This window comes from Kitasatospora sp. NPDC059803 (assembly GCF_042732255.1).
GTDB lineage: Bacteria > Actinomycetota > Actinomycetes > Streptomycetales > Streptomycetaceae > Kitasatospora.
On the sequence record NZ_JBHWIJ010000005.1, the window covers coordinates 44,281 to 53,075 of the forward strand.

The window sequence follows — 8,795 nt, forward strand, 5'->3', positions numbered from 1 at the left end:
TGGTCTACAAGTCGATCAGCGGGGTGCGCCCGGGCGGGCGGCCGCGCCGCCGGGGGGCCCGGGGGGCGCGGCGGGGGGCGCCCGCCGGGCCCGACGGCAGGTCAGTCCAGCAGGCCCAGGCGCTGCGCCGCCGCCTCCGGGTCGATCGGGACGATCTGCGGCTGCGGTGCGCCGGCCACCGCCCAGTCCGGGTCCTTGAGGCCGTTGCCGGTCACGGTGCAGACGATGCGCTGGCCCGGGTCGACCAGGCCGGCCTCCGCCTTGGCCAGCAGGCCGGCCACCGAGGCGGCCGAGGCGGGCTCCACGAAGACGCCCTCCTGCGCGGCCAACAGCCGGTAGGCGGAAAGGATCTGACGATCCGTCACCTTGTCGATGAGGCCGCCCGACTCGTCCCGCGCGGCGAGCGCGAAGTCCCAGGAGGCGGGGTTGCCGATCCGGATCGCGGTGGCGATGGTCTGCGGCTTGAGCACCGGCGCGCCGTCCACGATCGGGGCCGAGCCGGAGGCCTGGAAGCCCCACATCCGCGGGGTGCGCGTGGCCAGGCCGTCGGCGGAGTACTCGCGGTAGCCCTTCCAGTACGCGGTGATGTTGCCCGCGTTGCCGACCGGCAGGACGTGGATGTCCGGGGCGTCGCCGAGCATGTCGACGATCTCGAAGGCCGCGGTCTTCTGGCCCTCGATCCGCACCGGGTTCACCGAGTTGACCAGCGCCACCGGGTACTTCTCGGACAGTTCACGCGCGAGGGTGAGGCAGTCGTCGAAGTTCCCGTCCACCTGGAGGATCTTGGCGCCGTGCACCAGCGCCTGGCCCATCTTGCCGAGGGCGATCTTGCCCTGCGGGACGAGCACCGCGCAGACCATCCCGGCCCGCACCGCGTACGCGGCGGCGGAGGCCGAGGTGTTGCCGGTGGAGGCGCAGATGACGGCCTGCGCGCCCTCCTCCTTGGCCTTGGAGATGGCCATCGTCATCCCGCGGTCCTTGAAGGAGCCCGTCGGGTTGGCGCCCTCGACCTTGAGGTAGACCTCGCAGCCGGTGCGCTCGGACAGCACCTGGGCGGGGACCAGCGGCGTGCCGCCCTCCAGCAGGGTGACCACCGGGGTGGCCGCGGTGACCGGCAGGCGGTCCCGGTACTCCTCGATCAGGCCGCGCCACTGGTGGGTGTGCGCGCCTCGGACGACGTTCTCGGCAACGGCGTTCATGGCTGTTCCTTACTCCCCTTCGACCCGCATGATGCTGGCCACGTCCCGCACGCTGTCCAGCGCGCGGAGCTTGTCGACCGTCGCCGACAGCGCGGCGTCGGTGGCACGGTGAGTGACCACGACGAGCGAGGCGTCGCCGTCGCGGCCCTGCTGGCGCACGGTGTCGATGGAGACGCCGTGCTCCGCGAAGACGGACGCGACCTGGGCGAGGACACCCGCACGGTCGTCCACGTCCAGGCTGACGTGGTAGCGGGTGACCACCTCGTCCATCGGCTTGGCGGGCAGCTGCGTGTACACCGAGTCACCGGGACCGGTGGCGCCGGCCAGCTTGTTGCGACAGACCGCGACCAGGTCGCCGAGCACCGCGGAGGCGGTCGGCGAGCCGCCCGCGCCCGGGCCGTAGAACATCAGCCGGCCGGCCGCCTCGGCCTCGACGAACACCGCGTTGTACGCCTCGCGGACGGAGGCCAGCGGGTGCGACAGCGGGATCATCGCCGGGTGGACCCGCGCGGTGACGGACTCGCCGTCCGCCGCCCGCTCGCAGATCGCGAGCAGCTTGACCACGCAGCCCATCTCCTTGGCGGAGGCGATGTCGGCGGCGGTCACCTCGGTGATGCCCTCGCGGTAGACGTCCGCCGCGGTGACCTTGGTGTGGAAGGCGATGCCGGCCAGGATCGCGGCCTTGGCGGCGGCGTCGAAGCCCTCGACGTCGGCCGTCGGGTCGGCCTCGGCGTAGCCCAGCGCGGTGGCCTCCTCCAGCGCCTCCGAGTAGCCGGCGCCGGAGGTGTCCATCTTGTCGAGGATGAAGTTGGTGGTGCCGTTGACGATGCCCAGCACCCGGTTGACCTTGTCCCCCGCGAGGGACTCGCGCAGCGGGCGCAGCAGCGGGATCGCGCCCGCCACCGCGGCCTCGTAGTACAGGTCCACCCCGGCCCCGGCGGCCGCGGCGTGCAGCTCGGTGCCGTCCTTGGCGAGCAGCGCCTTGTTGGCGCTGACCACCGAGGCGCCCCGCTCGAACGCCGACAGGATGAGGTGTTTGGACGGCTCGATGCCGCCGACGACCTCGACCACCACGTCGATGTCGCCCCGGTTGACCAGGGCCTCGGCGTCGGTGGTGATCAGGTGCTCGGGCACGCCCGGACGCACCCGGCCGGCCCGGCGGACCGCGATCCCGGCGAGCTCGACCGGGGCACCGATGCGCGCGGCGAGGTCGTCGGCCGTCGTCGTCATGATGCGCGCCACCTCGGAGCCCACCACACCACAACCCAGCAACGCCACCTTCAGCGGGCGCGTACGCATCATCCGACTCCGCTCTGCATTCTTCGTGCTTCGGTAATTCCGGCGGGATTCTGGGGGCCGCCGGGAACTTCGGTCCGTACCAGTCTCGGGGACTTCCCGCACGGATCTACGGTCGTTCCATGATCTGAGACAAGGATTTCGTCATCCGATATCGAGACGGAGGAGATCCTCCTCCGTCTCGCGCCGGACGATCACCCGCGCGGCACCGTCCTTGACGGCCAGCACGGGAGGCTTCAGGGCGTGGTTGTAATTGCTCGCCATCGAGCGGCAGTACGCACCGGTGGCAGGCACCGCGACCAGGTCGCCCGGGGCCAGGTCGGCCGGCAGGAAGGCGTCCCGGACCACGATGTCGCCGGACTCGCAGTGCTTGCCGACCACCCGCACCAGCATCGGCTCGGCGTCGCTGCGGCGCGACACCAGGGCCACCGAGTACTCGGCGTCGTACAGCGCGGTCCGGATGTTGTCGGACATCCCGCCGTCCACGCTGACGTAGGTGCGCAGGCCCTCCAGCGGCTTGACGGTGCCGACCTCGTACAGCGTGAACGCCGTCGGGCCGACGATCGCCCGGCCCGGCTCCACGCTCAGCCGGGGGGTGTCCAGGTTCGCGGCGGCGCACTCGCGGCGCACGATGTCGGCCAGCGCGGCCGCGATCTCGGCCGGCTCGCGCGGGTCGTCCTCGCTGGTGTACGCGATGCCCAGGCCGCCGCCCAGGTCGATCTCGGGCAGCTCGACGCCGTGCTCGTCGCGGATCTCGGCCAGCAGGCCGACCACCCGGCGGGCGGCCACCTCGAAGCCGGCGGTGTCGAAGATCTGCGAGCCGATGTGCGAGTGGATGCCGCGCAGCTCCAGGCCCTCGTGCCCGAGCACCCGGCGCACCGCCTCGGCCGCCGATCCGTTGCCCAGTGACAGCCCGAACTTCTGGTCCTCGTGCGCCGTGGCGATGAACTCGTGGGTGTGCGCCTCGACACCGACGGTGATCCGGATCAGCACCTGCTGGCGGACGCCCTGGCGGGCCGTGATGGCGGCCAGCCGCTCGATCTCCTCGTAGGAGTCGACCACGATGCGCCCGACGCCGGTCTTCACCGCGTGTTCGAGCTCGTCCGCCGTCTTGTTGTTGCCGTGCAGCGCGATCCGCTGCGGCGGCATCCCGGCGGCCAGCGCCACCGTCAGCTCGCCGGAGCTGCACACGTCGAGGTTCAGGCCCTCCTCGTGCAGCCAGCGCACGATCGCCTTGGAGAGGAACGCCTTGCCGGCGTAGAAGACGTCCGCCTCGGTGCCGAAGGCGTCGCGCCAGGCCCGCGCCCGGGCCCGGAAGTCGTCCTCGTCGAGCACGTAGGCCGGCGTGCCGAACTCGGCCGCCAGGGACTTGACGTCGATCCCGCCGACGGTGGCCACGCCCTCGGCGTCGCGGGCGACGGTGCACGACCAGACCTTGGGGTCGAGCGCGTTCAGGTCGGCCGGCGGGGCGGAGTAGTGGCCCTCGGGCAGCACGTCACCGTGACGGGGGCCTGCGGGGTGTGCGGAGCGAGACATGTCCTGCTTCCTTGACCTATGGCGAGGGGCGGCGACGGTCTCCGTTGACCGTCAGCCGCCCCCGCTGCGCACTTGGGGGTGGTGCCTACATCCGCTCGGGCGCCGTGACGCCCAGGAGCGTCAGGCCGTTGGCCATCACCGTTCGCGTGGCCTCGACCAGCCAGAGCCGGGCGCGGTGCGTGTCCGTGAGCTCCTCGTCGCCCTTGGGCAGGAACATGCAGTTCTCGTACAGGCGGTGGTACTTGCCCGCCAGGTCCTCCAGGTAGCGGGCGACCCGGTGCGGCTCGCGCAGCTCGCCGGCCGTGGCCAGGATCCGCGGGAACTCGCCGAGGGCACCGAGGATGTCGTTCTCCCACACGGTGGCGAGCAGCTCGGGCTTGAAATCCTCCGCCGCGCCCTTGTCGACGCCGAGCTGCGCGGCCTTGCGGGCCACGCCGCACATCCGGGTGTGCGCGTACTGGACGTAGTAGACCGGGTTCTCGTTGGACTGGCTGGTCAGCACGTTGATGTCGAGCGTGATGGTGGAGTCCGTGGGGGACCGCGTCAGGGTGTAGCGGGCGGCGTCCACGCCGATCCACTCGATCACGTCGTCGATCGTGATGATGTTGCCGGCCCGCTTGGACATGCGGACCTCTTCGCCGTCGCGAAGCATCTTCACGAACTGGCCGATCTTGACCTCGATGTTGCGGTCCATGTCGTCGCCCGCGCAGGCCACGATGGCCTTCAGCCGGTTGACGTAGCCGTGGTGGTCGGCGCCCAGCATGTAGACGGAGACCTCGGCACCGCGGTCCCGCTTCGACAGGTAGTACGCGGCGTCGGCGGCGAAGTAGGTGGTCTCGCCGTCGGCCTTGACCAGGACGCGGTCCTTGTCGTCGCCGAAGTCGGTGGTGCGCAGGAAGACCGCGCCGTCCTGCTCGAAGACGTGGCCCTGCTCGCGCAGCCGGTCCATGGCCTTCTCGACCGCGCCGGAGTCGTGCAGCGACTTCTCCGAGAACCAGACGTCGAAGTGGGTGCCGAACTCCTGCATCGAGCGCTGGATCTCGGCCACCATGAGCTTGAGGCCCTCGGTGCGGAAGGCCTCCAGCTGCTCGGCGTCGGGCAGGTCGAGCACGCCCGGGACGCCGTCGGTGATGGCCTTGGCGATGTCGCCGATGTACTCGCCCACGTAGCCGTCGGCGGGGACGGGCTGACCGTTCGCGGCGGCCTTCAGCGAGCCGGCGAACTTGGAGATCTGCACGCCGGCGTCGTTCAGGTAGTACTCGGTGGTGACGTCGGCGCCGGGGGGGGCGGCGCCCCCCCCCCGCGGGGGGGGCGGGCCCCCCCGGCCAGGGGGTCACTTCGCCAGTGCGGCGACACCCGCCTGCGCGAACTGCTCGTCCAGGTCGCCGCTCGGCGCGCCCGCGACACCGATCGCCGCGACCGGGGCGCCCTTGGACTGCACCGGGGCGCCGCCGGCCAGGAACAGCGTGCCCGGGATGTCCTTGAGGGTCGGGGCCTGGGCCAGTCGCTTGGTCAGCTCCGAGGTCGGCGCGTTCCAGGAGACCGCCGTGAACGCCTTGCGCTGCGCCGACTCCGGGGACTGCGGGCCGGCGCCGTCGCCCTTGAGCAGCACCCGGGTGACGCCGTCCCGGTCCACGACCGCGACCGAGACGTGCTGGCCGGCCTTGGCCGCCGCGTCCAGGGTCGCCTGGGCGGCGCGGGTCGCGGCGTCGAGGGTCAGACCGGTGCTCTGGGCGAGGTTCTTGTTCTGGGTGTCGACCTTCACCGCGGCCGGCGCGGCCGGGGTCTCGGAGGTCTCGGCGCTGGCCGAGACGGCGCCCACGGTGGCGGCGAGCGCGGCGGCGGCGAGGGTGCCGGTCAGCACCCGGGTGCGCACGGAGATCTTCTTCATGGTCCAGCTCCTCAGCGGATCGGCGAACGGGATCGGGGCCGCCGGGCGGCAGGGGGTCCGCCCGGCTCCACCTCGATCCTCCGGCCGGGGCGGGGCCCGCCACATCGACGCTCCGGCGCGACCGCGCGGGCATGATGGAGGACAACCCCGTCAACCGATCGGCTGATGCGGGACCGGGCCGGCCGGGCCACCATCGAGGGATCGGTGCAGGTCGGTGCGCCGGGCGCACCAGGCGCACCGTCGAGGCGGCCGGTGCCCGCCCCGTTGCCGATCGCCTGCCAGGTGCCGACCGCCCGTCCAGCCAGGAGCCACCCGTGCAGCAGCCCCGCCCCGCCGCCGGTCACGACGCCGGCGACCCGGACGCGGGCCGCCTGGCGGTACTGCTCGACTCCGCCTTCCTGCTGCTGCTCGCCGCCTCGCTCAGCCGCTACCTCACCCACCACCCCGGCAACCCCCGGATCCCCTGGGTGATCGGGCTGAGCATCGCCCTCGCCCTCGCCCAGCCGGCCGGCTCCTGGCTCGCGCACCGCCACCCGCCACCTCCACTGTCACCAGTGCCCGCGCCCGGGGCTGACGCTTCGCCCGACAGACGGGTTCCGCGTCGGCGCCGGTGGCCGCTGGCGCTGGTGGTCGCGCTCTGGGTGGTGCTGGTGCTGCTCGCGCCGAGCTTCGCCTGGTGCGCCGTCCCGCTGATCTACACCGCGCTGCGCACGCTCCCCGCCCGGGCGGCGATCCCGCTGGTGGCGGCCCTGACGCTGCTGGTGGTGATCGCCGAACTCCGGCTGGCCGGCGGGGCGGACGCCACCCTCGTCCTGCTGCCGTTCGCGGTAACCGCGCTCGCCACCGGCGTGTTCCTGTTCATGGACCGGCAGGACGCCCGGCAGCGCGCCCTGATCACCGACCTGGTCCGCACCCGGCGCGAACTCGCCGCCACCGAACGGCGGCAGGGCACCCACGCGGAGCGCGAGCGGCTGGCCATGGAGATCCACGACACCCTGGCCCAGGGGCTGTCCAGCCAGCAGATGCTGTTGCAGGCCGCCGAGCGCACCTGGGACACCGAGCCGACGACCGCCCGCGCCCACGTCCGGACCGCCGCCGAGGTGGCGGCCCGCAACCTGGCCGAGGCCCGCCGCTTCGTCCACGACCTCGCGCCGGCCGAACTCGCCGACGGCCGTCCGCTCGACCAGGCGCTGCGCGCGCTCGCCGGGCGGGAGGCCGCCGAGAGCGGTCTGCCGGTCCGCTTCCACCTGGACGGCACGCCCGTCCCGCTGCCCGCCGCCGCGCAGTCCGCGCTGCTGCGGATCGCCCAGGGCGCGCTGGCCAACGTCCGGGAGCACGCCGGAGCGTCGGCCGCGGCGATCACCCTGTCCTACCTGGGCGACCAGGCCGTCCTGGACGTCGCCGACGACGGGCAGGGCTTCGACCCTGGCGCGGTCGGGGCGGCCGACGGCCGCGGGTACGGGCTGCCCGCGATGCGCGCCCGGCTACGGCAGTTCGGTGGCACCCTGACCGTGGAGAGCACCCCCGGCGAGGGCACCGTCGTCTCCGCCGCGATCCCCCTGGAGCACCGATGAGCGAACGAACCGGACCCGCCCCCGACCGGCGCGCGGGGTGCGACGGGCGCTCCTGGTGCTCCTGGTGCTCCTGCCGCAATGGGCTCGGCGGGGTGGCCGCATGAGCACCACCGGCTCCCCCACCGACGCCCCCGTCCGGCTGCTGGTCTGCGACGACCACGCGGTGGTCCGGGCCGGCCTGCTGGCACTGCTCGCCAGCGCGGGCGACATCGCAGTGGTCGGCGAGGCGAGCACCGGGGAGGAGGCGGTCGCGCTGGCCGCCAGGCTGGCGCCGCAGGTGGTGCTGATGGACCTCCAACTCGGCGACGGCATCGACGGGGTGGAGGCCACCCGCCGGATCACCGCCACCCCGGGCGGCCCGCACGTGCTCGTGCTCACCACCTACGACACCGACGCCGACATCACCCGGGCGATCGCCGCGGGCGCCACCGGCTACCTGCTGAAGGCCGAGCGGCCGGAGGAGTTGTTCGCCGCCGTGCACGCCGCCGCCCGGGGCCGCACGGTGCTCTCGCCGCCGGTCGCCTCCCGGGTGATGGCACAGCTGCGGGCGCCCGCACCGCAGCTCACCGAGCGCGAGCAGGACATCCTCGCGCAGCTGGGGCAGGGGCTGGGCAACCGGGAGATCGCCCGGGCGCTGTTCATCAGCGAGGCCACCGTGAAGACCCATCTCGGCCGGATCTACGACAAGTTGGGGGTGGACACCCGGGCCGGCGCGGTGGCCGTGGCCAAGGAGCGTCGACTGCTGCGCTGACGGGCGCTCACGTACGCCGGGCCCGGCCCGTCGGCGAACTCACTCCGCATCAGCCCGCCGGGGCACCGCCGGACGCATCCGCTGCGCTCAGCGCTCGCGTGGTGTCACTGCGTGCTGCCATGATGCTCGGAATGTCGGATTCCAGCACGGCCCACGCCCGGCCCGCCGCCCGTACCGGCGCCCGCCGCGCGCCCGTCGAAGGGCCACCGGGCGCCTTGTCGGGCCTCAATCCGCTGGTCCAGCGCCTGGCGAAACCTTCCGGACCGACCATCACGTTTGTGGATTTTTCGTGGATCTCGCTATTGACAAACCAACCACGCGGTTTGTTAACGTGATACCAACGACGTCCCCGGGGGTGGGGGCTCGCCGGGGCCTGTGCGGACCGCTCTCGCCGGAGGGTGCTGCCAGGGGGGAACGGCGGGGCTGCCGGGGAGTCGGGGGGAGCGGCAGCGCGAAGCCGCGCGACGAGGCGGTGGGGGGGGCGGGCGGGGGGGCTCGCTCCCCGCCCCCCCCGCGTGCGCGGCCCCCCACCCCCTCCCACGCCGTCC

At 73.3% G+C, this 8,795-nt stretch carries 6 protein-coding genes and 1 pseudogene; 2 read left to right on the forward strand and 5 right to left on the reverse strand.

What is annotated here, in order from left to right; genetic code table 11:
- Nucleotides 1-101 precede the first annotated feature (101 nt).
- The 5 genes and pseudogenes from thrC to ACFV6I_RS01710 form a co-directional block, all read right to left on the reverse strand.
- The gene (gene thrC, locus ACFV6I_RS01690; protein WP_063347816.1) at nt 102-1,199 is read right to left on the reverse strand and encodes a threonine synthase; all 1,098 of its coding nucleotides are present in this window, start codon (nt 1,197-1,199) and stop codon (nt 102-104) included.
- A gap of 9 nt (nt 1,200-1,208) precedes the next feature.
- Nucleotides 1,209-2,501 (reverse strand): homoserine dehydrogenase, encoded by a 1,293-nt coding sequence (locus tag ACFV6I_RS01695; RefSeq protein WP_063347817.1) that lies wholly within the window; start codon nt 2,499-2,501, stop codon nt 1,209-1,211.
- A gap of 138 nt (nt 2,502-2,639) precedes the next feature.
- The gene (gene lysA, locus ACFV6I_RS01700; RefSeq protein ID WP_380423241.1) at nt 2,640-4,031 is read right to left on the reverse strand and encodes a diaminopimelate decarboxylase; all 1,392 of its coding nucleotides are present in this window, start codon (nt 4,029-4,031) and stop codon (nt 2,640-2,642) included.
- Nucleotides 4,032-4,116: 85 nt separating this feature from the next.
- A pseudogene (locus ACFV6I_RS01705) lies at nt 4,117-5,298 on the reverse strand (arginine--tRNA ligase); the annotation flags it as partial.
- A 66-nt stretch (nt 5,299-5,364) separates the two neighbouring features.
- A complete protein-coding gene (locus ACFV6I_RS01710) occupies nt 5,365-5,922 on the reverse strand; it encodes a heme-binding protein (protein WP_363368367.1) in 558 nt (185 codons plus the stop codon).
- A gap of 314 nt (nt 5,923-6,236) precedes the next feature.
- Between ACFV6I_RS01710 and ACFV6I_RS01715 the strand changes: the two genes are divergently transcribed.
- Complete coding sequence (locus tag ACFV6I_RS01715) at nt 6,237-7,496, forward strand: sensor histidine kinase (protein ID WP_380423242.1); 1,260 nt, start codon at nt 6,237-6,239, stop codon at nt 7,494-7,496.
- A 100-nt stretch (nt 7,497-7,596) separates the two neighbouring features.
- Nucleotides 7,597-8,247, forward strand: coding sequence for a response regulator (locus ACFV6I_RS01720; protein WP_380423243.1), 651 nt, complete (start codon nt 7,597-7,599; stop codon nt 8,245-8,247).
- Nucleotides 8,248-8,795 lie beyond the last annotated feature (548 nt).

Coding starts and splice junctions, on each gene's coding strand:
- thrC (WP_063347816.1), bottom strand. CDS start 1,199: ATGAACGCCGTTGCCGAGAACGTCGTCCGAGGCGCGCACACCCACCAG.
- ACFV6I_RS01695 (WP_063347817.1), bottom strand. CDS start 2,501: ATGATGCGTACGCGCCCGCTGAAGGTGGCGTTGCTGGGTTGTGGTGTG.
- lysA (WP_380423241.1), bottom strand. CDS start 4,031: ATGTCTCGCTCCGCACACCCCGCAGGCCCCCGTCACGGTGACGTGCTG.
- ACFV6I_RS01710 (WP_363368367.1), bottom strand. CDS start 5,922: ATGAAGAAGATCTCCGTGCGCACCCGGGTGCTGACCGGCACCCTCGCC.
- ACFV6I_RS01720 (WP_380423243.1), top strand. CDS start 7,597: ATGAGCACCACCGGCTCCCCCACCGACGCCCCCGTCCGGCTGCTGGTC.